Raw genomic sequence first — 25,110 nt, forward strand, 5'->3', positions numbered from 1 at the left:
AAACCCTTTTGTTATGAATGCGATTTCGCCTCAGCTTGGATCGCATTTTATTCAAGCGCTCGAAAATGGCGATGGGACGAATACGAACACCTTCAATGCGGGAAGTCCGTTCGCGAATCTCACTGCATCGTTGAGGATGTAGGGCCTTTTGACAGTGACAATCGTCTGATCTCAGGCTATATACGACACGTGGCGCAGACCAGCAGCGAGCTCGCCACAACCCCCAGCAATCATCATCTAAGGAGGCGCGAGCGGACAGAATTCGCGAGCCCATAGCAGGACAACCGTCATGCTTAAATTGGTTCGTTCATCTGTCCTCGCACTTGCTTGCGTTGCGATCGGGTCAAGCGTGGAGCCGGCCTCGGCGACGCAGGCCAGCATTACGATGCCCATCGTCAATCCGCAGCCGGGCGTGCCGTTTCCTCTTTCTGAGCTGAACGGCAATTTTCTCAATCCGGCGCTTCAATCTATCGCAGGCTGCTTCAGCGGTCCTACGGCGCCGATCGGCCCGCAACTCTTTCAGCATTGGTGCAACACTTCGGCCAATCCCGTCATTGACAACATGTGGGATGGAACGCAGTGGGTTGCGACCGGGCAGGTCGATTCGGTAGCCCACACCTTTGGGCTGCCAAGCAGAATTACAATTTCCGCGCCGCAAATCTCATCCCCAACGATTTCGTCTCCAACGATCAACGGAGCGGCGGTCGCCACCGGCACGCTGTTTGTTCAAGGGCAGCTCACTGCGTTTGTGCCCTCGACGGGGGATTTTCTTGGCTCTAATCCATTTTCCGGGGGCAAATACGCCTTTGGCAATGTGGGAAATGTACTAGCGGAGTCTGGCCCTTCGGGTGTCGGAGTGACCGGTGCGGGTAGGACCCTGGATACGACCGGCTCGGCGTTTGGTGCGATTTTCTTCGGCTTTAATGACAAACCGAGCGTGCTGAATGCAGCATTTGCTCAATACGGCGAGTGCCGGATCTATCCGGGCGCCGCGAGCTGCTCGGTTGGCGAGTGGAATATCACGGACTTTAGGACAAGTGGATCGGTCGGGTTTGATTCGTACAATCTAGAGTTTGCTAGCGGGCACGGGAGCGCGGGACTCAGGCTGCTGAGTGGCGGCGGATGTCTGACGGTGCCGGGGCAAATTTGCCTCAATGTGCAGACAGGGCTGTATGACGCGCTTCCGCAACCGGCCGGAGCGGCCCTGGATATTCAAAACAACGGCGCGACTTTCCTGAAGGGTATTTTTGCCGGATACAACGCGCTGCAGGGCAATGACGGTATGACGGCTGGGCAAAGCGGAACGCTCATGCAGTTCCCGCGCGGCTCCCGATTCAAGCAGCAGTATTGCGATAACACTGCATCTTATCCCGCCAACTGCACCGTAGACCTCATTGGCGCATTCTTATCATTCGAAGTCGATAACGCTGCTTCAGTTCAAGATATCACGATCGGCGACAACGGATTCATCATCCAAAACGGCGGCGGCGGAATCAATCTAATAATTCCGACCAGCAACATCGATGTAAACGGTTTTGAGTTTCTACCGTCAGCAACGGGCGCGCCCATTGTCCTTGAGCCTCAGGGCTTTGGCGGCGACGCCAGCGTGACGATGCAGATCGGAGCCAAAGGCCCCGCTGGCGTTATCGAATTCATGAGTCCTCTCGAGGTGTCAGCCGCCAGTTTCACGGCCAATGGAACTGTAGCGACGACGATGACGACGCTCGGACCGACCGGCGCCAGCACGACCATCAAGGAATGGCTGACGGTTTTAGACACGACCGGCGCCAAGCACTTCGTCCCTTCGTACTGATCAAAGGAACAGTAGATGATCAAAACAGCCTTCATTGCAGTGATTCTCGGGCTCTCCCTTTCGACGATAGCGATGGCCGATGGCGACGGCCGCGTTATTCCGTTCCAGGCCGTGCTGCATGGCGCGCGCGGCGACGAGTTGCGCGAGCCCGCGCCGATCGATCCCACGACGAATAAGCCGATTCCTAGCGTCGAGGGCAAGCTCATCACGTTGGGCGATGTTGCGATCAACGCATTGCTGATCGCGACACGGGGTGATGAGACTTTGGCCGGCACCGAGAAAGTTCGTCGCGGCGAACTGGCGCGGAATATTTTCGCCCACCCGGAAGAGCCTCTGAAGATCGACGAAATCAAACTGATCAAGGATCGAATCGGCGTCGTCTACACGGTCGACGTTGTGACGCCGGCTTGGCACATCCTCGAAGGCGATAAGCCTTAATAGGTGAAATAATGGACATTTCCGAAAAGGGCTTGCAGGCCTTGATCGCCCGCGAGGGATCGCGGCTCCAGGCCTATCGCGACAGCCGCGGGATTTGGACCATCGGCGTCGGCCATACGGGCCGCGCGAGTCCGCCATCGGTTCATGCCGGGATGACCATCACTCCCGACGAGGAAATGCGAATCCTCCATACCGATCTCGCGCCGGAAATCGCCGCAGTCAATCGGGCGATCCGCGTTAGCATCAGCCAAGATCAGTTCGACGCTTGCGTTTCGCTTGCCTTCAACATCGGCGCGCATGGCTTCGTCGGATCGACCGTCGTCCACATGATCAATGCCGGCAATTTAGAGGCCGCGGCGAATGCCTTCCTGATGTGGGATCACCCATCAGAGTTGAAGGGTCGCCGCGAAGCCGAGCGAGAGCAATTTTTGGGAGTCGCCGCATGAGACTCGCGCGTGCTCTTCCCCTCACGAAAGGAACCAAAACGATGCGTGGATTTCGCTTGATTGTCGCCATTTGTTGCGCCGCTCTGGTTTGTGCGTCGCCTTCCTTTGCCGCCTCGAAAGCGAAATTGCCGCTGCCGCTCCCGATCGACCCGCTCGGTTTGAATGGCGATGCCGCCGCGACGACTTCGAAGCTCCCGATCCCGCTGCCGTTCGATCCGCTCGGCCTCAACGAGACCGGCCTCCAGTCACCTGACCAAATGGTCGACAAGGTTCGCGCTTGGGTCACGAGCGACGCCGCCGCGGATTTGGCCGCGGCTCAGACTGTCGCCAAGGCCGCCGGAAATACGATAACGGCGGCTTGCTGGACGCCAATTCAGGCCTTCGTCGCGCAGGTTCAGGCGCTCCCGGTGGCTAGCGATATGCCGAAAATTCACCTCGCCGTGGATATCGAGATCATCACGGATCTTGAAATCGCGCTGTTGCCCAATTCGCCAATCGTCGCCGGTTGCTCCTCACTCGCGAATTTCCAGCTCATCTCCGCGAAGGATCTCGTCTCGGGGATCCTGACGGGCGCAACTTCGCTCGCGGCTCTCGCTGCTTCGCCGATCAAGTAGGAGCTGATCGTTCCCGTTCCGCCCGCGAACACCGCAAGAATTCGCTTCGTGACAACGAAGGATGACTTTTTTTCGCGCTTGATCCGCTTCGACAATATGGCCGCGGTGAGCCACGTCGAAGCGGTGATGGCCGATGGCACGATCATCGCGGCGCTGACCCAAGGCGGCGTGCAACGCCTTCCCGGCGACTACGCGCCAGAGGACACGTTACAAATCTTCGTCGATCTCAAATGACGCCGGAAATGTACGCCCATTGGGTGGCCTTCCTCGAATATCGCATCGGCTGGCAATACGACATGAAGGCCATTCTGGGGTTCGCGACGTTCAACGGCGGCCTGCATGATCCGCGTAAACTGATCTGCTCGGCCTCGATCGCCGACTCGCTTCGTCACTGCGGCTGGTGGCCCATCCCGCTCGCCAAACGCTACCACGCCATAGATCCTGTTACGGTTCTGCTCATGCTCCAAGCGGATGTGCGCAGCATCGTCCATCCCACGGAGACGCTGACATGAACACGCTCGTAAGCATCGGGCCGGTCGTTGAATTTCTGAAGCCCGCCATCCAGGACGTCGCGGCGGTCGTGATCCTCGCGGGACTCGGCGCCGTGGGGAATCTCGCGCGTAAATATCTCAAGATCCAGATCTCCAGTTCGCAGATGGATCTCGTGCGCAAGGCGATGGCGGACGAAGTGCATCGCATGGTCGGCGAAGGCGTCGACAAGCTCTCGACGATCAACGTCAACGTCGAGTCGCCGCAGGTGGCGCGGGTCGCTAACGCCGCGATCGCTAATGCCGGGCCCGTTGTCGCGAAGTTGGGCATCACTCCCGATGAGGTGAAGGCGTTGGCCCTCAGCACGATTGGCGCCTATCAGGCGAGCGTCGAGAGCAATCCCGCGCCTGTCGTTGTATCGCCCGCGCCGATCGCCGCGCCGCCGGCGGCCGCAGGTCTCGTGACCACCTAAGAAGTTCGCCGAGGAAGGCTTTCAGGGGATAATTCGAAATGGCGGACGAAGGCGAAAATCGTGAACACCGGCTGCTCAACGAGCGCTGGACGTGGGAAAAAGAAATGGTTGCACTCACATCGGACAACCAAGCCAGGATCAGAAATCTCGAAGAGGGGATTAAGCCGCTAGCCCAGCTTTCCCTCAATCTCGAGCGGTTTGTCGCGAAGTTCGAAGCGCTCATCGATCGCTTTGAATCCGTAGAGAATATGCGCGAGGACCTCGATCAGCTCATAGCCAGCGAGAACCAACGCAAAGGCGCCGACGCGCGGAACATACGAAACTCGCTCCTGGGTGGACTTGGAGGGGGTTTGGCGTCCGGCGTGGGCGCTTGGCTGCTGACGCACATAAAATGAGGACGCCTGCAATGACTAGATTGGTGGTCAAGGTCCTTTTGTTTGCGATGCTGGCGCTGGCGCCGGCTGCGGCTCATGCGCAAATGCGCGCGTTCGTTGTCACCTCATGCGACTCTCTGCCGGCGATCTATAATCCGGGTAGTCAGGGCATTCCGGTAATCGACGAGACCGGCGCCGCTTGCACGGGTGGTGGAGGAGGTGGCGGCGGTGGCGCGATCAGTCAGCCTCTGGGTGGCGCAACTCCGCTGGCTCAGGCTGTTGCGGTCACTATCGTCCCCAACGTGAAGACGCTGACGGATCGCAGCGGCGCGGTAACGACGGGCGGCACCTCTCAGACTTTGGTCGCGTCGGTCTCTGCTAGAATGACGATCTTCATCGAGAATCCGTGCACAGCCGCTTCGCAAAATATCACGACGGCCGAGAGCCTCTTCATCAACTTCACGGCTGCTGCATCTACGACGGCAGGCGGCTCGATCGAGCTAGCCCCCTGTGGGGTTTATAGCACGGGCACGGGACCGGTCTCGACCGAGGCGATTACGGTCACAGCGACGACGACCGGGCATAGGTGGACCGCGAAGATCGAGTAGGCGCGGAGCGTGTTTTTCGCAAATGAAATCACGTCGTAACATCGCTGCTCCATAAGCGTTGATCGACTAGGCTGGGCGGTCTGCCGGCTCCAGTCTGGTCAAGAAGCGCGGTGGGGTGGGTTGCACCCGCGCTGGGAGCCGGGCCGTTTCGCCACCCCCTTGATGTCTTTGCATGAGACTCTCTTCGAGGCCCAACGATCGTGTCCCGGTAGTGATAACTGCCCCCGCCGCTGTTTAGACCCTGGCGAGCGGGGGTTCCTTATCAAAAGCCAGGGACGTGACTGCCAGCCGCGTCCGTTTTGTCGCCTGTCGCACAAACTCTGAGCTTTTCGTGCGTCAGCGGCCGTTGAAGCGCAAGCGCTTGATCGAGCGATCCCTCGAGCCACGTATCCCATTGGTCGGGCGTCGTGAGCAGCACCGGCATGGCCTTGGCGTGAATTGGCCGAAGCGCGTAAAGTTCAAGCCTTGCCCGACATCCGCGCATCGCGAACGGCGCTTCTGGAGCTGGCCACTCAATAAGCCGATGCTAGCGAGCAGCTCTCTGAATTTCCCTGCGTCCGAACAGGGGCAGTTTAGGCATTTGTGCGCACAGCCCGCACCATACGGTTCAGGATCTCGTCGAGGATCTCAGACGATGTCGCGAAGTTAAGGCGGAGGAAATGACTTGCCGCAGGATCGAAATTTTCTCCTGGGCTCGCGGCGACGCCGGCCCGCTGCAAAAAAAACTGTCCCGCCGGCATCGGTAGATGCAGCGCTGAAAAATCGATCCAGGAAAGATATGTTGCCTCGGGCGCGTGAACTCGCGCCTCGGGAAGCTCACGCGCTAGCCGGCCAAGCAACTGATCGCGCCGCGACGCAAGCTTCGAAAGTGTGCGATCCATCCATGGTTGTCCCTCGTCCCAAGCCGCTACTGTTGCGTCGACGCCCATGATCGCCGGCGTGCCAAGCAATCGATGCGGCACTCGTGCGTGGAAGCGCGCCTTCAGCCGGGGCGATCCGAAATGCATGATGCTGCAAGTCAGGCCCGAGATGTTGAAACCTTTCGTCGCGGAGGTGATAGTGACAGTGCGGGCGGCGATCTCCGAGCTAACTGAGCTGAGCGGGATGTGACGTTGTCCCGGATACACAAGGTCGGCATGGATCTCATCGGACACGATCACTAGATCATGTGCTACAGCCAGCCTTCCGACGGCTTCCAGTTCTTCCCGGCTAAAGGCTCGGCCAGTGGGATTGTGCGGATTGCAGAATAGCATCACGCGGGTAGTTGGATTGATTCTGCCGTCTAGCCCAATGAGCTTCATCACATAGCGTGTGCCATCGTCTTCGAGCGGGTCCTCGACCAAGCGGCGTCCGGTGGTGAGGACGGCCTCGCGGAAAGGCGGGTAACATGGCGTCTGCACCACTACGCCATCGCCCGGTTCGCTAAACGCAAGCACGCTCGCGAAGCTGGCCTGCACGAGATTGGTGGCGGCGGTGACGTCTTCGGCTGCCACTTCCCAGTCGTAACGAGCGCGCATGCGTCGAGCGAACGCACGGCCGAGCGATAGATTGGCAGCGGCGCCGTCCCGCAGCGGGTAACCGTAGTCTTGCTGCCCAACCATGCGCTCCAGCGCCGTTTGGATCGGCCCAGCAACCGCGAAATCCATCTCTGCGATCCAGCAAGGAATCACGTCGCCTGAATATAAAGTCCACTTCGCGTTGCGGCGTTCCCTAAGTTGCGCGATGGTCAATTCGCCGCTCGTCGCCTCACTGGTATCCATGTTTGTGCCTTTTGAAAAAGTTCCCGGCCGTGCGGACGGATTTGATTGAGACGTTTTACCGATCAACGGCTCGACGCGCTCGCACACCGTTTCGGGCGAACAAGGACCACTCATCATCCACGCGCGCGATGGGACATCATGGCGCAGACTGGTTGTCGTCCAGCCCAGCCTCGCGGGCGGCTTCCTTGGCATCGTCGGATAAGGAGGCAACTTTTTCCGCGCGCCTAACTTCAGTGCGCTCTACATCGATTTCTCGAGCGGCGGCGCTAATGCCGCCTTCTGGTTCATCAACGCGCCCGTTTTTCTCGGGGTGTTCTTCGCGCTTGGTCTCGTCTTGACTGCGATTGACCGGGCGCTGCGCAAATGGCGAAGCCGCCGTCGGAATGAGGTTGGCGGAGCCTCTGCGGCCTAAAAGAATTCGATATTCAATCGTTAAGCGTTTTACGCTTGCGGGCGCGGCGACTTCACGGAGTTCGCGACGACGCAATGGAAAATCATCAAGGATGAGCTTTGCGCTGGAATCGACCACCCCGCTCGTCGGCCTTTTGTCCTGTTCCCACGATCCTCAGCTTTTCGTTCGGCAGCGGCCGTTGAAGGGGAGCAGCTTCATCGACAGATCCGCCTAGCCAAGTGTCCCATTTCTCGGGCGTCGTGAGCAGCACCGGGATAGCCTTGGCATGGATCGGGCGCACCACGTCGCTCAACTGTGTCGTCAGAAAGGAGAACAGCCGACGCTCGCCCGTCTCGCCTTCCGCTGGCTTGGGCCCTGAACATCTTCGTCGAATATTTGGAGAGCCAGGGCGCTCCTCGTAGGTCGATAAGACTTCGGGTTGAAAAAATCCCGGCACTGAGTCGGCATTTGGCAGAGATGGTGAGATCTCCATCAGGAGTGTGGGAGGCCAAAGTGCAAAATTAGAAACGCACCACCCAGGATCCCGAATACGAGGGTAATTAACTGCCAAGTTGTGGGCAGGGTTTCTATTCGGCCACGGACCGTAGACATGTCGACCCGCATCGCTTTGAGATCATCCTTGATCTCCCGAAAATCTTGCTCAAGCCTGGCGACGTGTGCTTCCTTACCTTCAGATGTGCCACCGCCGCCAATCGATTTTAAAGCGTTACTTCTTGTTCGGTCGACCTCCCTCTTGAAGTCGACGATCTTGTCGTTGCTCATCAGTTTTCTCGCAGCTCTCGAAGGTTTCTTCTAATGCGCTTCCCATCCCCATCTGAAGCGCCAGCGGCTCCTTCGATGCAGACATGTTGCGGTTCATCGACGAAATAGTCACGATAGCGCCATAAGCCTTTATCATCGCTCGCGAAAAGCGGGGCTTAGCTCGCAACGCTACGCAGCGTTTCAGTCTCAACGCCCATAGTTTCGAGTAAGTCCATCTCTTGCAACGCGCGGTCGACCGGCGTGAGGCTTTTGCAAACCGATCGTACTGGCTTCGTTGAGAGCGAATTCAACCAGAATAGCGACACGTAATTGCCGCTTTCGGACACTCCGACGTCCTGAAACCAAACGACCACGGCTTCGCCCTTGTAGGTCTTCCCTTCGAATTTTTGAAACACCATTAACCTTCGTGCTTGCTACTCAATGTTGTCCAGCTTAGCAACCAGGTTACGGTGCCCGCGTTACACGACGATTTCACTTTCCATAGAAGAAGTTACCCGTGGTAACACTGCGGCCGTGTGAAACTCCCTGCGGCAGTCCGGAATGCAGTCTCCCGCGGCCTGTGGTCTTGGTGGCGCTACACGTGGACACGGCACCAGTCGGCCGAACATCTCAACTGAATAGCTAAGCTCAGAGGCTATTCTCGACGCATTAATCTCTTTTTGGAAAACTCTAAGTACAAGATTATCCGATCCTGATAGGAGGCATTTACCGCAAAGTGGTCAAGAGATCCATCAAAGATATAACCGCTTCCGTTCAAATGGTGCCGAAATTCTCCAGCGACGTTCAGGTATGCGAAATTACGGTCATCAGGTGCTTGTAATGTCACATGCATTTGTAGCAACCCCTTTACCGGCAGTTCCGGATGCGTGTGCGTCATCAGAAATGAACCTGCCGCAAGCCGAGAAAGAGCGGCGACATGAAGCCCTTTTATACCCTGCAACAGAGCCACCGTTTTCGGCAAAGCAGCGCTCGCAAACGGCATGGCAAGGTCGTCGATTACCAAACCGTATTGCACCCAATCGGTATTGCCCTGAGGCCGTCCCCAGCCCTTTATCCAGCCGTACTTCTCACCTGCCTGAGTTCGCTGAAGAATTTCATCACGAACCTGATGGTGAGTTTTTTTGTTGCGGTCGATATCCATTACCGGCGCTTGAAGATTGGCAAGCTCGTCACGCATCACGAGCCAATCCGAAGCCAGCGCTTTTAGTGTGGGAAAATCGCTAAGCTCAAAAAAAGCCTGTTTAAAGTCACCCATAAGATCTACCCCTCAAGTTCTTTGTATTAGTCAGCCAAATAAGCGTCCTAAGCGAGGTGCCCCAGCGCATCAGGGGCAGTTCGCGCTCGCCGTCGGGGTGCCTTGCGAACGATCGGTGCCATAGCGTCAGGGAATATGGGCGGCAGCAGCGGCAGGTTGCCCGCCAGGTCGCGCCGGATCCTGAATAGCTGGCGGATTGCGTCCTGGTTGCGGGTCATTGAATAGAGGTTGCACAGGAGCTATTTGAATTTTTCGGGCAGCGTCAAACACTGCTTGACCTCCAGAGCAAACACGTAACCGAACCCATGATGTGTCTGAATGATCCGCCGAGCGTCCGAGTCGGCCTCCAACTTGCGCCTCAGGCGCAGGATCTGCACATCGATGCTTCGATCGGAGATGTCCTCATGCCGGCCTGTGGTTTGCATAAGATACTCGCGAGAGAGCGTTCGCCGAGGCGCTTCGAGGAACGCAATCAGGAGCGCGCGCTCGTTCTTCGTCAGAGTGACCGCGGTTCCACTGGAGTTAGTCAGAAGACCATAGCGTCGATTGAACTGCCAACCACCGAATGTGTAAACGCTCAGCTCCAAATCTTGCCGAGGCGCAACGCCCTTGGTTTCCCGTCGCCGCAGCACAGCCGTGATGCGCGCTAGAAGTTCACGAAGACTGAATGGCTTGGTGAGATAGTCATCAGCGCCGAGTTCCAAGCCAATTATCCGATCAGCTTCATCACATCGATAGCCGGTTACGATGATCACTGGGATGTCGGAGCGCGCCCGGATCTCTCGCAGCAGGTCAAGACCATTCTCTTGACCGAGCCGGAGATCGAGGACCACGAGGCTAACCTCGTCTCCCGTGAAGTGACGATCGAAGTCTCCTCGTCCCGCCGCCCAAACAGCACGCATGCCGTACTGTTCAAGATAGCTGATGACCATGTTCCGCATCGCGCAATCGTCGTCAACGACGAGGACGCAGGCCGGCTGGCCACTTTTGTGTGCGCGACCAACCTCTAAGACCTCGACGCCCGGGTGCCAACGTTCGTGGATGATGCCCTGGTCAATGACCAGCTTTTCGGCAAGCGATCCGAGTAGGCTCCCCGCCGCGTCTTGAATCCGCTGTTTCAAGTCATATCCGATGCGTGGCCTTCAGCATCTCTGCCGCACGCTCGCCGATCACGACACACGGGGCCATTGTATTGCCTGTCGTCACTCGTGGCATGATGGATCCGTCAGCAATGCGAATATTCTCCATCCCGTAAACCTTAAGCTTGTTGTCTACCACAGACATAGAATCCCGCCCCATCTTAGCCGTACAAGTTTGGTGCCAATAAGTGAGAAGCGAATCTCGAACCAGATTTTCGAGATCTGGTCCTTTCAAGTCACCAGGAATCACCTCGCGCTTCACGAAAGAGCGGAGCGCAGAGGAATGAGCTACTTCCCGACAGAGCTCGATGCTCCTCAGAAAAACCTTCAGATCGTCTGGATCTCCGAGGAAGTTAGCGTCAATCTCCATCGCATCGAGCGGATTTGGTCCCGTAAGATGGAGCTGTCCTCGGCTTTTCGGCCTTACGAGACCTGGAACGAACGTCCATGCATTCTCAGGAGGATTAAACTTCGCTGTTCCGGGGCTTATATACGCACCTGCAAGATGCACACACTGCATGTCCGGAGCATCGAGTGCGGGGTCGCTCTTCCACAAAAGACATGAATTTCCGCCCGGAGCGGCATCGCCGGGTTCGTGCTCCCACACACAACCGAACAGTAGAAGGTGATCTTGGAAGTTTTTCCCGACTCCAGGAAGGTGCTGCATCACAGGTATTCCAAGCCGCCGCAATTCATCTTCATGTCCAATACCAGACTGCATTAACACCTTCGGAGTATTGATTGCACCCAACGATAGGATAACCTCAAACCCAGCAGAGATACGATGGACCTTGCCATCGTAGGCGATCTCGACACCGGACACCCGCTTTCCCTCAAACACTAGGCGCGTAACCATGGCTTGTGTGAGCACCGTCAGATTCGGCCGATCCATGTAGGGGAAGGTGTATGATCGGAATATGGAGAGCCTTCGTCCATCACGCTGTCGCAACTCAACTTGGGACCATCCTCCATCGCCCTCCATCATGCGGCCGTTGAGGTTTTCGAATGTAGAAATACCGAGCGAACGCGCGCCCTCAGACACCGCAAGGGAAAGAGGGGTCGTACGAGTGGGCTCCACATATAGAGGTCCCCCGGCTCCTCGGTATTTCGGATCCGGCGTCCCCTGCCAGTCTTCGATGTGACGATAGATTTCTAGGACAGAGTCATAGTTCCACGCCTCGTCACCGGCCTCAGCGGCAAAAAAATCCCAGTCACTTTTATGTCCACGCACCCAATACATGACGTTGATGCTGGATCCGCCGCCCAGGACCTTGCCCATGGCCATTGGAAGAATGCGATTGTTCAGGTTGGAGTTTGGCCGAGTTCGAAAACCCCAGTCGCGTTCGCTCCCCAGATTTGACCGCCATCGGTTCGCTTCCATTACGTCAGGCACGTCGTCGGAGCCTCCAGCCTCGATCAACAAAACGCTGACCTCAGGATTCTCGGCCAATCGTCGCGCCACGACTGAACCTGAAGAGCCGGAACCACAAACAACGAAATCGTACCTGGGTTTCAGATTGTCCGCGAGTTTTTTCTGATTGATACGCACCCGCTGCGTAAATTCGGGTGTTTCGACATTTTGTGTGTAGAGGGTCATATAAATGCCAATTTCCATGTAGCTTTTGCATGAATCGACGCGGTGATAGTATTTCCAACAGATGACGCCGCCGGGCGCTTAATTGCCGTCGACCTTGTGGATGCGCCTCTAGGGCTGACATCTTCAAACTCCGGGTGACACCGGTTATGAAGCCGAAGTTACCGGAAGATGTCGGCGATATCGTTCATGGCTACGGTAGTAGCAATCATGATTCTTGCGTGGCATGGCGCGGGCAATGTGATTCAGTCAAAAGGTGCGAGAAACGAGCGCGTAGCGATAGCGCTTTCCTGATGCTCCTCGGAATGAATAAGAGAGGATTGCGGCCATTGGGAGAGGCTAGCAGAGGTGCGGGGCACGCGTAAAATAACCATTACAATTCAAATAGCCGTAAAGGGCCCGCACCTTGCTCTAAATCTTTGATTTATTAGGTTTTATGTCACTTCTCTCCTGGGCACCATAACCTTGGTGTTTTCCGTTAATTTTGATTGGTTGAGCGGCTGTCGCCAGCTAGGCGGCTGCGCCATTTTTCACGTTCATGGCGCGACAGAACTATCCTGAAGATTCAGCACTCGGGTTTTGATGGCCGCGCGAGCAGGGCGGCGATGGCCTCGTCAATGGTGATGCGCTCGGCCAGCACTGCGTCGACGGCGCTGGCGATCGGCATGTCGACGCCTTCCGCATTGGCGAGGTCGACGAGGACGCCGCAAGTATAAACGCCCTCGGCCAGGCCAATTCTTTGCGTCGCTTCAGCGATCGTCTGGCCGCGCCCCAGCGCGAAGCCAAGCGAGAAATTACGCGACATCATGGAAGTGCAGGTCAGCACTAGGTCGCCCAGACCTGAAAGGCCCATCAGCGTGGCGGGCTGCGCCCCGAACGCTCGCCCGAAACGGTTGAGTTCGGCGAAGCCGCGCGCGAGCAGCGCCGCTCCGGCGCTCGCCCCGAGGTCGCGGCCCGCGGCGATGCCATTGGCGATGGCGAGAACGTTTTTCGCCGCGCCGCCGATTTCGACGCCGCGAACGTCGCTCGATGAATAAACGCGAAACGCGGGCCCAGCCAGCATGGCCCCTAAGGCTGCGGCGAGGTCGGCGTCATGGGCCGCCAGCGTCACGGCGGTCGGGAGACCGCGCGCCACATCCTGCGCAAAACTTGGGCCGGACAGAATCGCCGGCGTATTGTCCGGCAAAACCTCGGCGACGACGTCGCAAAGAAATAAGCCGGTCCCATGTTCGATCCCCTTGGCGCAGACGACGATCGGCGGCCCGCCGGGCAGCGTTGGCGCAAGCAATTGAAGGGTAGACCGCAACGCCTGCGCGGGAACCGCGGCGAAAATCACGTCGGCGACGCATGTTTCCACCAAGTCGGCGGTGGCGCGGACATTTGACAGCAGCGGCACGCCCGGCAGCTTGCGCGCGTTGACGCCGGTCGCAGCCATCTCGGCGACGTGATCCGCGTCGCGCGCCCACAGCGTCACTTCGGCGTCAGCCTCCGCCGTCGCCTCGCCGCCGCCGCGCGCCGCGAGGTTGGCGAGCGCCGTGCCCCAAGCCCCCGCGCCGAGTACTGCGATCTTGCGGCTGCGCTCCATAGCCATAGAGATTCCTTCCTTACAAGGGATCATTCATATTGGCGCCGGGACGCTGAGCGCCATCGAGCCTGCCGATTGTGACAGGAGATAGGCTCAGCTTGGCGAGAGGAGATATTTTTCTCGCCCCGACAGACCAGCGCGGAGCTTGAGCGAGTGCGCACAAAAAAGCTAAGGATTTCGACGCGCCCAAAACTCCAGCCCATCAGGCCCATGCCACCTAATTTTGAGCCGCCGGCGAGCGCGGCTTCGGCCCCGCACCGATTCGGCGTCCGCGTCTACTACGAGGACACGGATTTTTCCGGCGTCGTTTACCACGCTTCCTATCTGCGTTTCCTCGAGCGCGGACGCACCGAATTTTTGCGCGCGCTCGGGATCGAGCATCGAGCTGTTTTTGCGGGAGACGGCGGCGGCTTTAATTTCGCGGTGCGCGCCATGACCATAGATTTTCGCAGAGCCGCGCTGATGGATGACCGTCTTTTGGTAGAGACGCAAATTGAAGCTCTTGGCGGCGCCTCGATCGAAATGGCGCAGGCGATTCTCCGCGAGAAAGAGATTCTGGTTACGGCGAAAGTCAGAATAGCCGTGATCGCGGGAGGCAAGGCGATCCGAATTCCGGAAGAAGTTCTGGTCAAGCTCAAGTCAAATCCCGTCAATTCGCCGTAACGGGATATTAACTCCGATTGAGGTTAAACTTCCGGCATTGTAAAGCCGCAGAAATGACCGATTTCCCCGCCAAAACAGAATTGGCGTGCAGTGCGTGAGGCGGCCGCCATTTTAGAACCCGCCAGCCGACGAGGACGAACACAATGAATCCTGCCGACATTGCGGCTACAGGCGTCGCAGCTTCCGGTTTGGCCGCTTCTGGCTCCGAAGTCTCCCTTTTGGCGATGTTTTGGTCCGCGCATATCGTGGTCAAGATCGTCATGATCGGCCTGCTCTCCGCGTCGGTCTGGTGCTGGGCGATCATCATCAACAAAGCCATTCTTCTTCGCCGGACGCAGCGCGCCATGGCGCAATTCGAGGAAGTGTTCTGGTCGGGCGCCTCCCTTGATGAGCTTTTTGCGACCTTATCGTCGCGGCCGACGACCGGAATGGCGAGCGTTTTTGTCGCGGGAATGCGCGAATGGCGGCGTTCCGTGCAAGGCGCCGCCTCGTCCTTCATGGGCTTGCCGGCTCGAATCGAGAAAGCGCTTGATGTGTCCATCTCGCGCGAGATCGAAAAGCTCGAATCCAATCTCCTGGTGCTGGCGACCGTCGCGTCAGCCAGTCCGTTCATCGGCCTGTTCGGAACGGTCTGGGGCATTATGTCGTCGTTTCGCTCGATCGCGGCGTCGCGCAACACTTCCCTCGCGGTAGTCGCCCCGGGCATAGCCGAAGCGCTTTTCGCCACCGCGATCGGACTTTTCGCCGCAATTCCGGCGCTGATCGCCTATAACAAACTGCAGGGCGACGTCGCCAAGAAACAGGCGCAGCTCGAAGGGTTCGCGGACGAATTTTCGTCGATCTTGTCGCGTCAAATCGATCAGCGCGCGGCGCATGATCAAGCAGCTTAAAGCATGATCCCGAAAAGTTGCGGACTTTTCGGAGACGGTGAGCGCCAGCGATTTGAAGCATTAAGGCTCTACGGCGCTGGCGCTGCGGGTTTATCGCATTTTGGCTGAAAACGCCTTTTGCGGCTGGCGCGGGAGATAGCGAATATGGGGATGTCTGCGATTTCAGCGCGCGGAGGCGGACGCCGGGGACGGCGCGCGCGGCGCTATAGCGCGATGGCCGAGATCAATATGACGCCGTTTATCGACGTCATGCTGGTTCTTTTGATTATTTTCATGGTTGCGGCGCCATTGCTCGCCACGGGCGTGCCTATCGACTTGCCGCAGACCAAATCGGCGGCGTTGAACGTCGATCAGAAGCCGCTCTCGGTCGCTGTGGACGACAAGGGCGACGTTTACGTCATGGACGCGCCGGTGGCCATGAATCAGCTGGCCGATAAATTGAAGGACGTCGCCAAATCGGGATTTGACGAGCGGATTTATGTGCGCGGCGCCAATCAGGTGAATTACGGCAAGATCGCCGAGGTGATGTCGATCATCACCACCGCCGGCTATAAGAAAGTCGCGCTGGTCACCGATCCGAACAAGAACTAAACGGCAATGTCGCTGCGCGAAAATCCAGGCACGGCGATTTCCGGCGGCGCACATGTCGTGTTGCTCCTCGCCGCCCTGATTTCATTTTCGCGCGCGCCTCGATTTGACGATGCGAGTGAAAGCGTTCCGGTCGAGATGGTGAGCGACCAGGAATTCAATCAGATCATGAAAGGCGAAAAGACAGCTCAGCAAAAGGCCAAGCCGCAGCAAAGGGTTGAGAAGCTGGCCGACCTCGCCGAGACGAAGCCCGTTTCGCCGCTGCCCGAAGCCAAGACGGACGTTGCAACGCCTCCGCCGCAAGCCAAGCGCGAGCAGGATCCCGGCCGCGACGAAACAAAGGACATCCCGACGCCGCCGGAGCGTAGCGCGATCGCGCCGCCGCCGCGACCGGTCGAGGAGCCCGTCAAATCGGCCCCCAAGCCAGAGCCAGTCAAACCAGCAGCGGCCGCTCCCGCCCCGGTGAAGCCGCCGCCGCCCGACTCGGCCGAGGCGATCGAACCAAAGGCCGCCCCCAGTCCCAAAGTCCCGCCCAAGATTGAGGCAAAAGACCAGCCGGCGACGGAGCCAAAGCCGGTCGAGCGGCCGAAAAAGCTTGAGCCCAAATTCAAGCCGGACGAGGTCGCGAAACTGCTTGACCAAACCAAGCCGAAGGATCCGCCCCCAAAACCGACGCCGAAGCCGAAATCAGGCGATGAAGCCGCAGATCCGATCGATAAATTCGATGTGGGCGACATCAGCAAATTCTTGAACAAGGATGCGCCGCAGAGGAAAGCCGCGACCGGCTCCGAACTTCAGCAAGTGGCCTCACTTGGTTCTCCGACCGCGAGCGCGGCTAAAATGTCGCCATCGCTATGGGGACAGCTCGACGGATTGCTGCAAGAACAGTACAAGCGTTGCTGGAATTATGTCGGCCTCGGCGGACTGAAGTATGTTCCCGAGATTCATGTTCAATATGCGGAGGATGGCGCCTTGATCGGCCAGCCCTCGCTGCTCAACCCACCATCGGATCCCGCGCTCCGGGGCCTCGCCGAGAGCGCGGTGCGGGCGGTGCGGCGCTGCAATCCGCTGCGCATTCCTGTGCAGTTCCAACCCTATTATGACCAATGGAAAGGCCGGATCGTCCGTTTCGATCCCGAGGACATGCTTTGAAAATTGCCGTTTTTTCGCGACGTTTCCCGGCGCAGCTTCTGTTTTGCGCAATCTTGTTCGCTTCAGCTCTCTTCGCGGGATTTGCGGCGGCGCCTGTCCGGGCCGAAGACCGCTATCTCGACGTGCGTCGAGGAGGCGATTTTAAGCCGATCATCATCGCTGTCGCCCCATTTACAGGCGACCCGGCGGCGGGCGCTCAAGTCACCAGCATCATCACCAATAATTTCAAGCGCTCGGTGTTTCTGGCGCCAATCGATCCGGCGACTTTCGTCGATCAGATCGCCAACCCGGATCAGCCGCCGAATATGGACGCCTGGCGCAGCCTCAACGCGCAGTTCGTCGTGACCGGGCGCAGCGGGCGCAGTTCTGATGGGCGCCTGCAGACGGAGTTCCGGCTGTGGGACGTGAGCACCGGCGCACAGGTCGCCGGCCAGCAATATGTGACGGACCCCAATAACTCGCGGCGAGTGGCGCATATTATTTCCGATGCCATCTTTACCCGGATTACCGGAGAATCCGGGTTTTTCGATACGCGCGTCGTTTTTGTCGACGAGACGGGCGCGAAAGAACATCGCCGCAAGCGCCTGGCGATCATGGATCAGGACGGGGCCAATGTGCGCTATTTGACGCGGGGCGATGATCTCGTCGTGACGCCGCGTTTTTCGCCTTCCTCGCAGGACGTAACCTATATGTCCTTCGGCGCGTCTGACCCCAAAGTGCTGTTGCTGAACATTGAAACAGGGCAGCGGGAGGTCGTCGGCAACTTCCCCGGCATGACTTTTGCTCCTCGGTTTTCTCCCGATGGGCAGAAGATCATAATGTCTCTTTCACAAGGCGCTGCGACGAACCTCTTCACGATGGACACTCGCTCGCGCACAACGACGCGCTTGACTGATTCGAGCGCGATCGATACGTCTCCATCCTATTCGCCGGATGGAACCCAGATCGCCTTTGAATCGGATCGCGGCGGAACCCAGCAGGTCTACCTTATGTCTGCGAGCGGGGGAGCGCCAAAGCGGATCTCGTTCGGCGAGGGACGTTATTCGACGCCGGTCTGGTCGCCAAACGGCGATTTGATCGCGTTCACCAAGCAAAAGGCCAATACCTTTGCAATTGGCGTCATGCGGCCGGATGGAACCGGCGAACGAATCTTGACTGAAGGCTATCATAATGAAGGGCCGACTTGGGCGCCGAATGGTCTTTATTTGATGTTCTTTCGTGATCCGGGAGGCTCCGATGGCCCGAGAATTTTCATGGTCGACGTGTTCGGCCGCAGCGAGTTTCCAGTCCCGACGCCGGGCTTTGCGTCGGATCCCGCCTGGAGCCCGCTATTGAACTGATGCTGTCCAGATTCTGGCAAGCATGTGCTGTTAATTTTTGGCTAACCATGGGCTTCGAATGCTCAAATGCAACGGTTGTTGATAAGCTTCAATCAAGGTTGACGGAACCTTCCATTAACGATCGAAGTGGTACGACCAAGCTTGTTCTGCGATCATACAAGGAGTTTAGGGATGAGCTTTCTCAAACGGAGGGGCGCTTGGAAAATCGCCGCCGTGCTGGGCGCCGCCCTCACGATCGCCGCCTGCGCGAAAAACCCCGCCGAAGATCCGGCTGCGCTCGCCGGCAATGGCAGGGTGGCGACGCCCGGCAGTCCGCAGGATTTCGCTGTTAATGTCGGCGACCGAGTTTTCTTCGATAGCGATTCCAGCGAATTGAGCCCGACCGCGCAAGCGACGCTCGACAAGCAGGCGCGCTGGCTGCAGCAATATGCGCGTTATAATTTCACCGTTGAAGGCCACGCGGACGAGCGCGGCACGCGCGAATATAATTTCGCTCTCGGCGCGCGCCGGGCCGAAGCGGCCAAGCAATATCTGGTCGCGCGAGGCATTCCGGCCGCACGCATTCGCACCACCAGCTACGGCAAGGAGCGGCCCGTCGCGGTTTGCAACGACATTTCGTGCTGGTCGCAAAACCGCCGCGCGGTCACGGTCCTCGCAGGCACGCAGTCCTGAACAGCGGCTGCGCTTTCGTCACGTCGAACATAAGAGCGCCTCACCCTGTGAGGCGCTCTTTTTTTGGCCATGCCGCATAGGCTTGGCGAGAACGCAAATGTGCTGAGCTGGCTGGTTGCGGGAAAGCAATCCGGCTCAGACGGCAGCGGCGCGCCATCACGAGCCGCCTTCGCCCTTGCATCGGGTGAAGCGAAGGAATCCACCAAGGGGAAATTTATGCAAAACCTCACAATCGATGCGGCGCGGCTCTGGGACGACCTGCATGAGACGGCAAAGTTTGGCGCCTGCGCTGGCGGAGGCATCAACAGGCTCGCGCTGACCGATGACGACAAAAACGTAAGGGACTGGTTCAGGAAAGCAGCAGAAGCGCTCGGGTGCAGCGTGACGGTCGACGAGGTTGGCAACATGTTCGCCCGGCGTCCCGGCAAGAGGGCCGACTTAGCCCCGATTGCAATCGGCAGCCATCTTGACACTCAGCCGACAGGCGGGAAGTTCGACGGCATTCTCGGCGTGCTCGCTGGACTGGAAATCCTCCGCACCTTGGAGAACGCCGGCTACCTGACCAACGCCCCGCTGGAGGTAATCAACTGGAGCAATGAGGAAGGCGCCCGTTTTGCGCCGGCGATGCTGGCCTCCGGGGTGTTCGCGGGCGTTTTCACGCCGGATTATGCATGGTCCCGCAAAGACCGCGACGGGTTAAGTTTTGGCGAGGAGCTGGCGCGCATCGGCTACAAGGGGATTGAGAAGGCTGGCGGCCATCGATTGAGCGCAGTCTTTGAACTGCACATCGAGCAAGGCCCAATCCTTGAGGCCGAGAACGTCGCGATAGGGCTTGTCACCGGCGTGCAGGCCGTGCGCTGGTACGACGTGACTCTCACTGGTCGGACGGGTCATACGGGCGCGACGCCGATGTCCATGAGGACCAACGCGCTCTTGGGCGCAGCCCGACTCGTCGAGGCCGTAGACCGCATCGCTCACGACCATGGCCCCAAGGCGGTCGCCTCGGTTGGGCGATTGGAGAATTCCCCAAATTCCCGCAACGTTATTCCCGGAGAAGTCTTTCTCACCGTCGATCTTCGACATCCGGATGACTCTGTGCTGACATCCATGGCTGACGCCTTCAGCGCCAACCTCGTTCGAATTGCCGCCGAGATCGGCCTCGAGCATTCTGTCGAGCCTGTCTGGAATTCACCGGCGGTAAAATTCTCCCCCGAGCTGATGGCCTGCGTTGAGACCGGCGCGAACCGGGCTGGGCTCAACCACCGCAGACTGGTGTCTGGCGCCGCGCATGATGCGGCCTACCTCAACCGCATCGCTCCAACGACGATGATCTTTGTGCCCTGCCTTGGCGGCGTCAGCCACAATGTGAATGAGTCGACCTCGCGCGAGGAATGCGCCGCGGGGGCGCAGGTATTGCTCAATGCGGTTCTCGCGTTCGACGACGCGCTTTAGGGAGAACGCCGCGCCTCGCAGCGAGCCATGTTGTATCGATAGATCGGCAGGGAATTTCCGAAGGGCTTAAATATGTTTGTGGCTGCTTTCTCTTGCGAGAAAGCAGCCACAAGAAATCATTAGCGCCGCGCTGATGGCTTTATTCAAGCCTGCGGTTGAGGCTCAAGGCCGCCCGGCTCAGGGCCCGGACCCGATTTCGGCCGCAGACCAACTCCGGCTGTAGGCACAGGCGACCCACGCAAGGGCGCCGAGTCCTCGGGATTCTCTCGAACGGGCTTGCGACCCTGCAGAAGACCGATGATTTCATCGCCGGACAGAGTCTCGTATTCAAGCAGACCCTTTGCGAGCATTTCGAGATCGTTGCGCTTCTCGGTGATGATCCGTCTTGCTTCCGAAAGGCCCAACTCGACCAGACGACGCACTTCCGAGTCAATCTTGCGGGCCGTCTCTTCAGAGATGGTCTGCTGCTTGCCCATCGAATAGCCGAGGAAAACCTCTTCCTGGTTCTCGCCATACATGACCGTGCCGAGCTGATCCGAAAAGCCCCAGCGGGTGACCATCGCGCGCGCCAGTTTGGTCGCCTGCTCGATGTCCGATTGCGCCCCTGATGTGACTTGGTCCTTGCCGAACACGAGCTCCTCGGCGACGCGGCCGCCCATGCACACGGCGAGTCGCGAGGTCATCTGTTCGTAGCTCGTCGAAAGCTTGTCGCGTTCGGGAAGCTGCATAACCATGCCAAGCGCGCGTCCACGCGGAATGATCGTCGCTTTATGCACTGGATCGGTCGCCGGAACATTGAGCGCGACGATCGCGTGGCCGCCCTCATGATAGGCGGTCAGCATTTTCTCTTGTTCGGTCATCACCATGGTGCGCCGCTCAGCGCCCATCATGATCTTGTCCTTCGAATCCTCGAACTCGGCCATGGTGACGACGCGCTTGCCGCGGCGGGCCGCGAGCAACGCCGCCTCATTGACGAGATTCATCAGATCGGCGCCCGAAAAGCCGGGTGTGCCGCGCGCGACGATTTTCAATTCGACATCGGGAGCCAGCGGAACCTTGCGAACATGCACCTTCAGAATGCGCTCGCGTCCAACGACGTCGGGATTCGGCACGACGATCTGGCGATCGAAGCGGCCCGGCCGCAGCAAAGCTGGATCGAGCACGTCAGGACGGTTGGTCGCGGCGATGAGAATAATGCTCTCATTGGCTTCGAAACCGTCCATCTCGACGAGCAGCTGATTCAAGGTCTGCTCGCGCTCGTCATTGCCGCCGCCAAGACCCGCGCCGCGATGGCGGCCGACGGCGTCGATTTCGTCGATGAAGATGATGCAGGGCGCGTTCTTCTTGGCCTGTTCGAACATATCGCGGACGCGGCTTGCGCCGACGCCGACGAACATTTCAACGAAATCCGAACCCGAAATGGTGAAGAAGGGGACGTTGGCTTCGCCCGCGATGGCGCGCGCCAGCAAGGTCTTGCCAGTGCCGGGCGGACCAATGAGCAGCACGCCGCGCGGAATGCGCCCGCCAAGCCGCTGGAAACGCTGCGGATCGCGTAGAAACTCTACGATTTCCTGTAGATCTTCCTTGGCCTCGTCGACGCCGGCGACATCTTCAAATGTGACGCGCCCATGCGCCTCGGTCAGAAGCTTCGCCTTAGACTTGCCAAATCCCATGGCTTTGCCGCCGGCCCCTTGCATCTGTCGCGACAGAAAAATCCACACGCCGAATATGGCGAGCAGAGGCAGACCATTGACGAGGAGCGTCAGCAGCCAATTATTGCCGTCGGACGGCGGTTTCGCCGAAATGGACACATTTTTCTTGTAGAGGCTCTGGACCAGCGTCGGATCATTCGGCGCGTAGGTCGCAAAAGCGCGGTTGTCAGAGAAATGGCCGGTGATCTCATTGCCGGCGATGGTCACTTCGCGAACATGGCCCTGATCCACCTCGGTCAGAAGCTGGCTGAACGTAATGTCTTGCGAAGCCGCGCGCTGCCCAGGATTCTGGAACAGCATGACGAGCGCCACGACGAGCAGGATTATGATCACCCACAGCGCGAAATTTCGAAAATTCGGATTCATCTTAACTTCCCGCTACAGGCCATTGAGACCGGAAGGCCGGCCGCCCGTTGAAAGAAAAACTCACTTCACGCCAATCCTTTAGTAAGGTCAATGTAGGCGCGGCGTCCAACCTTGCCAAGGGGAACAGCGCTGGGATGACGACTGGCTGGCAATTTACAAGCCATCGTCCGGCATTTGCAAATTTGCTCTGCCTCGCCGTCGCGGCTGTTCCGTTCGGATTGTCAAAACCCCTCCGCGACCAAGTTGAAGCGCCGTCCCGCCCATCGTCGCCGCCAGAGGGGCGCCGGCGCGGAGCGCCTGCCGCATGGCGAGCGTCAGGGTCTCCAGGCGCTCGAGGCGCAAGGCGCGGGTCGGATCGCCGAGCGCGGCGATTTCTTGGCCGAGAAAGCGCAAAAAAACTTCCTCGGGCTGATCCACGAGGGGCGAAATATCGGCCGAGAAGCAATTTGTATCGCGCTTGGCGGGGAGCGCGGCGCTTACGGCTCTCGCTTGCTCGACGAGAGAAGCCTCAGCTCTAGCGGCGCGGCGACCAAGCCGCAGCAGAGCCTCGCTGTCGAGACCATGTTCCGCGAGCAATGCTCCAAGGGAGCGCATACGGGTTCGGGCATAGGCCGGATTGTGGTTGGAAGGGTCGGAGATAAACGAATGCGCCTTGGCGCGGCAAATAGCGATCAGCTCTATTTTGCTGCGCTGCAGCAAAGGCCGGGAAAGGGTGATTTCCCCGCGCTTCAGGGCGGGGGTCATGCCGGACAATCCGCCAATCCCGCTTCCCCGGAGCAGACGAAACAGGATCGTTTCTGCTTGATCGTCGGCATGATGCGCAGTCGCCACAATATCGGCGCCGACGATGGCGGCATGGCGAAGCAGAAGGTCATAGCGAGCCTCGCGCGCCAATTCCTGGATTTTTGATTTGGGCCGCGAACCAACCCAGACAAGGGTAGCGTGCGGGAGGCCCAGCGCGGCGGCCCATGCGGCGACCTGTTCCGCCTCGAACGCTGAATCCTTGCGCAGACGATGATCCACAGTGGCGACGTAGATGCGCTGGCTTCTGCTGCCCGCCCATTCCGCGGCCAGCAGCATCAAGGCGATGGAATCGGGGCCGCCCGACACGGCGAGAAGAATTTTTTGCGCGGTTTCCCAAGAGCTGAACAGCCGCGCGATCGCCTCCGGCGAAAATAATGCGGCGCGGTTGGCCGATAGAGCGCAGCCCGCGTCCGCCTGGACGAGATCAATTCCGGCCTCGTGGTTTTCGGCGATCAACATTGCGCGCGTTTGGCCTCCCTCTCCGCGCCGGACTTAACCGACGCCGAGGCGTTTGGATATTTACGGGAGATTTCGCCGAAAGTAGCGCAGGCCTGCTCCTTCGCGCCGAGCGCGTTGAGCGATTGGCCAAGACGCAGCATGGCGTCGGGGGCGCGAGATGAATTCGCGTATTGCGTTGAAATCTTGAGATATTGCTCCGCCGCCTCGCGCTGGCGTCCGCGCTGGAAAAAGCTTTCGCCAAGATAATAGGTCGCGTCAGAGGTGAATTTGCTTTTGGGGTTCTTCTGAATAAAGGCGGCGAAACTCTTTTCGGCGCTTTCATATTCTTTTTGCCGGAAATAGCCGAGCGCGACGTCGAACTCTTCTTTCACCGGATTGATTGGCGCTGCGCCCGGCGCGACGCCGTTCGGGGTCGTCAAGGCGGCGACAGGGGCGTCGGCTGGGCCATTGCCCGGCGTCGCCGATCTCGGACTGGCCGGATAGGGGGCGGCAGGCTGCGCGTTGCGCAAGCGGCCGCCGGAAAGATCGAGCGGGGCCTCGGGGTCTGCCGGGTCAAGGCCCGCGTCGCTTCTCATTTGCGTCCCGCGCGCGCTGGACCCGCCCGCCGCCGGATAGGCGGACGCTGTCGGGTTGCCGAGCGAGCGCGGCGCGCCGGGCGCGTCTGGATCCGCGGAAGGATCAAACGCATCGCCGCGCCAAGCGGCCCGGGAAGGCGTCGCGGCCGGGTTTGGCGCCGCGATGGGAGCCTGGGATTCATCGTCGGAATCGATCAGATTGTCGATCGCCTCGCTGCGCTTCTGCAAGGGCTTGGCGGGAGCGGCGGACGGGCCGCCCCGTCCATTATCCTGGAACCGAAAATCGACGTCTTCCTGGAATTTCTTAAGCTGGTCTTCCAATCTGCGGTTTTGGAACTGCAATTGCTCGATCTGCCCATTGATCTGGCGGATTTGGTTCTCCAGACGATCGATCCGAACGAGAAGGGCGGAGGGGTCCTGTTGCGGCGCGCCATAGGAGTTATCCTCGCCGACGCTGCCGGGAGGGGAGCCATAATATTGCGCGACTTCGAACCGCGTCTCTGGAGCCTTCGTGGTTTCCGCGCGCGGCGCGACCGGCGCGATGGCGATGCATAGATTAGCCGCAAAGCAGGCGCCTAAAAGTTTCTCGAAAAGCCTCATGCACGAGTTCCCGTTGTAAATTTGGCGCGATTTAGGATAAAATAAGCGCTTTCATCGGAATTTAATCCAGAGCGCT

28 protein-coding genes are annotated in these 25,110 nt (G+C 58.9%); 16 read left to right on the plus strand and 12 right to left on the minus strand.

The genetic code is table 11. The annotated features are described in order from the left end of the window. The first annotated feature begins 385 nt into the window (after positions 1–385). From WDN46_07800 to WDN46_07840, 9 genes are read left to right on the plus strand one after another with little or no spacing between them, the layout of a single operon-like run. Positions 386–1,813, plus strand: a complete 1,428-nt coding sequence (locus tag WDN46_07800; GenBank protein ID MEJ0093328.1) for a hypothetical protein — start codon at positions 386–388, stop codon at positions 1,811–1,813. A 15-nt stretch (positions 1,814–1,828) separates the two neighbouring features. After that, positions 1,829–2,251, plus strand: coding sequence for a hypothetical protein (locus WDN46_07805; GenBank protein ID MEJ0093329.1), 423 nt, complete (start codon positions 1,829–1,831; stop codon positions 2,249–2,251). Between the two features lie 11 nt (positions 2,252–2,262). Next, positions 2,263–2,697, plus strand: a complete 435-nt coding sequence (locus tag WDN46_07810) for a lysozyme (protein MEJ0093330.1) — start codon at positions 2,263–2,265, stop codon at positions 2,695–2,697. Then, positions 2,694–3,311, plus strand: a complete 618-nt coding sequence (locus tag WDN46_07815; GenBank protein ID MEJ0093331.1) for a hypothetical protein — start codon at positions 2,694–2,696, stop codon at positions 3,309–3,311. Before WDN46_07810 ends, WDN46_07815 begins: the two co-directional genes overlap by 4 nt. Positions 3,312–3,359: 48 nt before the next feature. After that, a complete protein-coding gene (locus WDN46_07820) occupies positions 3,360–3,545 on the plus strand; it encodes a hypothetical protein (GenBank protein MEJ0093332.1) in 186 nt (61 codons plus the stop codon). Further along, positions 3,542–3,823, plus strand: coding sequence for a hypothetical protein (locus WDN46_07825; protein MEJ0093333.1), 282 nt, complete (start codon positions 3,542–3,544; stop codon positions 3,821–3,823). The genes WDN46_07820 and WDN46_07825 overlap by 4 nt, the downstream gene beginning before the upstream one ends. Then, a complete protein-coding gene (locus WDN46_07830) occupies positions 3,820–4,272 on the plus strand; it encodes a hypothetical protein (protein ID MEJ0093334.1) in 453 nt (150 codons plus the stop codon). Before WDN46_07825 ends, WDN46_07830 begins: the two co-directional genes overlap by 4 nt. A gap of 38 nt (positions 4,273–4,310) precedes the next feature. Next, a complete protein-coding gene (locus WDN46_07835; protein ID MEJ0093335.1) occupies positions 4,311–4,667 on the plus strand; it encodes a hypothetical protein in 357 nt (118 codons plus the stop codon). Positions 4,668–4,678: 11 nt separating this feature from the next. Further along, on the plus strand, positions 4,679–5,254 hold the full coding sequence (locus tag WDN46_07840) for a hypothetical protein (GenBank protein MEJ0093336.1): 576 nt from the start codon (positions 4,679–4,681) through the stop codon (positions 5,252–5,254). A gap of 262 nt (positions 5,255–5,516) precedes the next feature. Here the strand turns inward: WDN46_07840 and WDN46_07845 are convergent, their stop codons facing one another. From WDN46_07845 to WDN46_07885, 9 genes are all read right to left on the minus strand, one after another. Then, positions 5,517–5,738, minus strand: a complete 222-nt coding sequence (locus WDN46_07845) for a hypothetical protein (protein ID MEJ0093337.1) — start codon at positions 5,736–5,738, stop codon at positions 5,517–5,519. Positions 5,739–5,826: 88 nt separating this feature from the next. After that, positions 5,827–7,014 (minus strand): aminotransferase class I/II-fold pyridoxal phosphate-dependent enzyme, encoded by a 1,188-nt coding sequence (locus WDN46_07850; GenBank protein MEJ0093338.1) that lies wholly within the window; start codon positions 7,012–7,014, stop codon positions 5,827–5,829. A gap of 136 nt (positions 7,015–7,150) precedes the next feature. Beyond that, a complete protein-coding gene (locus WDN46_07855; GenBank protein ID MEJ0093339.1) occupies positions 7,151–7,543 on the minus strand; it encodes a hypothetical protein in 393 nt (130 codons plus the stop codon). Then, entirely contained in the window at positions 7,512–7,898 is a 387-nt protein-coding gene (locus tag WDN46_07860) for a hypothetical protein (protein MEJ0093340.1), read from the minus strand. Before WDN46_07860 ends, WDN46_07855 begins: the two co-directional genes overlap by 32 nt. After that, a complete protein-coding gene (locus WDN46_07865) occupies positions 7,898–8,188 on the minus strand; it encodes a hypothetical protein (protein MEJ0093341.1) in 291 nt (96 codons plus the stop codon). Before WDN46_07865 ends, WDN46_07860 begins: the two co-directional genes overlap by 1 nt. A 634-nt stretch (positions 8,189–8,822) precedes the next feature. Further along, positions 8,823–9,443 (minus strand): aspartyl/asparaginyl beta-hydroxylase domain-containing protein, encoded by a 621-nt coding sequence (locus WDN46_07870; GenBank protein ID MEJ0093342.1) that lies wholly within the window; start codon positions 9,441–9,443, stop codon positions 8,823–8,825. Positions 9,444–9,682: 239 nt separating this feature from the next. Next, positions 9,683–10,564, minus strand: a complete 882-nt coding sequence (locus WDN46_07875) for a response regulator (protein ID MEJ0093343.1) — start codon at positions 10,562–10,564, stop codon at positions 9,683–9,685. A 1-nt stretch (position 10,565) separates the two neighbouring features. Beyond that, the gene (locus WDN46_07880; GenBank protein MEJ0093344.1) at positions 10,566–12,197 is read right to left on the minus strand and encodes a GMC family oxidoreductase; all 1,632 of its coding nucleotides are present in this window, start codon (positions 12,195–12,197) and stop codon (positions 10,566–10,568) included. A 544-nt stretch (positions 12,198–12,741) separates the two neighbouring features. Further along, positions 12,742–13,761, minus strand: a complete 1,020-nt coding sequence (locus tag WDN46_07885; GenBank protein MEJ0093345.1) for an NAD(P)H-dependent glycerol-3-phosphate dehydrogenase — start codon at positions 13,759–13,761, stop codon at positions 12,742–12,744. Positions 13,762–13,971: 210 nt separating this feature from the next. Between WDN46_07885 and ybgC the strand changes: the two genes are divergently transcribed. The 7 genes from ybgC to WDN46_07920 all read left to right on the plus strand — a co-directional run bounded on the left by ybgC (position 13,972) and on the right by WDN46_07920 (position 20,518). Further along, on the plus strand, positions 13,972–14,424 hold the full coding sequence (gene ybgC, locus WDN46_07890; GenBank protein ID MEJ0093346.1) for a tol-pal system-associated acyl-CoA thioesterase: 453 nt from the start codon (positions 13,972–13,974) through the stop codon (positions 14,422–14,424). Positions 14,425–14,567: 143 nt separating this feature from the next. Then, complete coding sequence (tolQ, locus tag WDN46_07895; GenBank protein MEJ0093347.1) at positions 14,568–15,314, plus strand: protein TolQ; 747 nt, start codon at positions 14,568–14,570, stop codon at positions 15,312–15,314. A 144-nt stretch (positions 15,315–15,458) separates the two neighbouring features. Next, a complete protein-coding gene (locus tag WDN46_07900; protein MEJ0093348.1) occupies positions 15,459–15,905 on the plus strand; it encodes a biopolymer transporter ExbD in 447 nt (148 codons plus the stop codon). Positions 15,906–15,911: 6 nt separating this feature from the next. Beyond that, positions 15,912–17,054: a cell envelope biogenesis protein TolA gene (locus tag WDN46_07905; protein ID MEJ0093349.1), complete on the plus strand. Its 1,143-nt coding sequence runs from the start codon at positions 15,912–15,914 to the stop codon at positions 17,052–17,054. Positions 17,055–17,104: 50 nt separating this feature from the next. Beyond that, a complete protein-coding gene (tolB, locus tag WDN46_07910) occupies positions 17,105–18,394 on the plus strand; it encodes a Tol-Pal system beta propeller repeat protein TolB (protein ID MEJ0093350.1) in 1,290 nt (429 codons plus the stop codon). Positions 18,395–18,565: 171 nt separating this feature from the next. Next, positions 18,566–19,066: a peptidoglycan-associated lipoprotein Pal gene (gene pal, locus WDN46_07915; protein MEJ0093351.1), complete on the plus strand. Its 501-nt coding sequence runs from the start codon at positions 18,566–18,568 to the stop codon at positions 19,064–19,066. Between the two features lie 216 nt (positions 19,067–19,282). Beyond that, the gene (locus WDN46_07920; GenBank protein MEJ0093352.1) at positions 19,283–20,518 is read left to right on the plus strand and encodes a M20 family metallo-hydrolase; all 1,236 of its coding nucleotides are present in this window, start codon (positions 19,283–19,285) and stop codon (positions 20,516–20,518) included. A gap of 143 nt (positions 20,519–20,661) precedes the next feature. Here the strand turns inward: WDN46_07920 and ftsH are convergent, their stop codons facing one another. The 3 genes from ftsH to ybgF form a co-directional block, all read right to left on the minus strand. Continuing rightward, complete coding sequence (gene ftsH, locus WDN46_07925; protein ID MEJ0093353.1) at positions 20,662–22,596, minus strand: ATP-dependent zinc metalloprotease FtsH; 1,935 nt, start codon at positions 22,594–22,596, stop codon at positions 20,662–20,664. A 153-nt stretch (positions 22,597–22,749) separates the two neighbouring features. Further along, entirely contained in the window at positions 22,750–23,859 is a 1,110-nt protein-coding gene (gene tilS / locus WDN46_07930) for a tRNA lysidine(34) synthetase TilS (protein ID MEJ0093354.1), read from the minus strand. Next, positions 23,853–25,034, minus strand: coding sequence for a tol-pal system protein YbgF (gene ybgF / locus WDN46_07935; GenBank protein ID MEJ0093355.1), 1,182 nt, complete (start codon positions 25,032–25,034; stop codon positions 23,853–23,855). Before ybgF ends, tilS begins: the two co-directional genes overlap by 7 nt. Positions 25,035–25,110 lie beyond the last annotated feature (76 nt).

This window comes from Methylocella sp. (genome assembly GCA_037200525.1).
Taxonomy (GTDB): Bacteria; Pseudomonadota; Alphaproteobacteria; order Rhizobiales; family Beijerinckiaceae; genus Methylocapsa.